Annotated in this window: 2 protein-coding genes; both read right to left on the bottom strand. The window is 66.6% G+C overall.

Features of this window, described 5'->3' with window-relative positions; all coding sequences use genetic code 11:
* Nucleotides 1-622 (bottom strand): NAD(P)-dependent oxidoreductase (locus PFH44_RS27185; RefSeq protein ID WP_283826776.1); only part of this gene is annotated, 622 nt, incomplete at its 3' end.
* A partial coding sequence (locus PFH44_RS27180; protein WP_283826775.1) for an FGGY-family carbohydrate kinase occupies nucleotides 619-1,851 on the bottom strand: 1,233 nt, incomplete at its 5' end. The genes PFH44_RS27180 and PFH44_RS27185, both read right to left, overlap by 4 nt.

Genomic DNA, 1,851 nt, shown 5'->3' with positions numbered 1-1,851 from the left:
CGTTAATATCCTCGGCCGCCACGAACGGGTCCACCACCAGCACCGCCATGCCGAAGGCGCGGGCGATACGCGCCACCCGGCGACCAATATTGCCGTAGCCAACCAGCCCCAGCGTCTTATTGCGCAGCTCGCTGCCTTTAAACACCTCGTAAGGGCTCTGCGGGCTGACGTCCCACACCACGTCGCGGCGCAGCCCGGCCTGAGTCACCGCCGCCGCGTTGTCGGCCTGGGTAAATTCGCCGCGCTTCAGCGCCGCGTGCGCCTGCGGGATATGCCGCGCCAGGCTCAGCATCAGCCCAAGCGTCAGCTCCGCCGCGGCGTCGGCGTTGCGGCCCGGCGTATAGAGCACGCGGATGTCGCGCGCCGCGGCGGCTTTAACGTCGATATTCACCGGATTGGCGCGGGTACAGGCAATCACCTTCAGGCGCGGACAGGCGGCGATCACCTCTTCCGTGACGTCGTCGTAGCTGGTCACCAGCACGTCGGCATCGTGGGCCAGGTCGATCAGCTGGCCGGCGCTAAGCTTCGGCTTGCCCAGCGCCCATCCCTCCACCCGCAGCTCGCCCAGCTGCTGGAACGCCGTAAGATCGCCGGAGTGTTCGGCGGTAAAAACAATTTTCATTGGTCTGATTCCTGAGAAATACGTTGAAGCGCCTCCTGCCTGGCCTGCCAGACGGGCAGCATCTGTTCGCGCAGCAGGCGATAGACCGGATAGAGCGCGGCGTAGCGGGCGTGCGCCCGCGGATGTGGCTGATAGCGCGTCTGCTCAAGCTGCGGGTAGTGCGCAAGCCCGCCAACGCTGCGGGCTGCCAGAATCGCCGCCCCGCGGGCGCTGAGTTCGTTAAAGGTGCTGGAGACCACCGTTCTGCCGCTGCAGTCGGCAATAATCTGTAGCCAGGTCGCGGAGGCCGCGCCGCCGCCGGTCAGGTAGAGCTCTCCGCCCTGCGGATAGCCCTGCAGCGAATCGACGATGGCGTAGGCCAGCCCCTCAAAGACCGCCCGCTGCAGCTCGGCGCGGGTGGTGTGCTGGCTGATGCCAAAGTAGCCGGCCCGCGCGTCCGGGCTGTAAAACGGCGCGCGCTCGCCGTTCAGATAGGGCTGCCAGAACACGCCCCCGCTGCCGGGCTCGACGTCGGCAATCGCCTGCTCAAGCTGCTGGAGATCCGGGTTGAGGGAGATATGCTGCTGCAGCCAGTCAATATTCGGCGTCCCGGCCTGCATCGGGAAGAGGTTAATAAAACTTCCCGCTTCGGTATGGGTGACGTAGCGCGTCCCCTCGTTCACCGTCTGACGACCGTGGCACACGATGCCGGTACAGCAGGTGGTGCCGAGGATCGTATAGATATCACCGTCGTTCACCGCGCCGCAGCCGAGCGCCGCGCTGCACACGTCGAGCGCGCCGGCGGCCACCGGCGTACCGGCCGCCAGTCCGGTCAGCGCCGCCACCTCGTCGCGCAGGGTGCCGGCCTGCGCATCCGGCGCCAGCAGCGGCGGGAAAAGGTGCTGCAGATCGGCAAGCCCCATTTCATTCAGCCCCACCGCCGAGAGCTCCCCGCTCTGCTGATTGAGCAGCGAGGTGCTGGCATCGGTGATATCCAGCGCCGCAACGCCGGTCAGGCGAAAGCGGATCCAGTCTTTGGCAAAAAACAGATAGCGCGCCGCCGCCAGCCGCTCCGGCTGATAGTGCCGCAGCCAGCATAGCTGCATGCTGGTATTGCACGGCTGCAGGTGGGTGCCGGTCTCGGCAAAGAAGCGGCGATCGAAGTCCGGACGGCGCAGCAGATCGCTCATCAGCTCCCGGCTGCGGGTATCGCTCCACAGGATCCCCGGCCCAACCGGCTCGCCTTCGGC

The organism is Klebsiella sp. Ech2A (assembly GCF_030078455.1).
Taxonomy (GTDB): Bacteria; Pseudomonadota; Gammaproteobacteria; order Enterobacterales; family Enterobacteriaceae; genus Klebsiella; species Klebsiella terrigena.
Note: the sequence above shows the minus strand (reverse complement) of the source record. Positions and strands in the feature narration are given on the sequence as shown.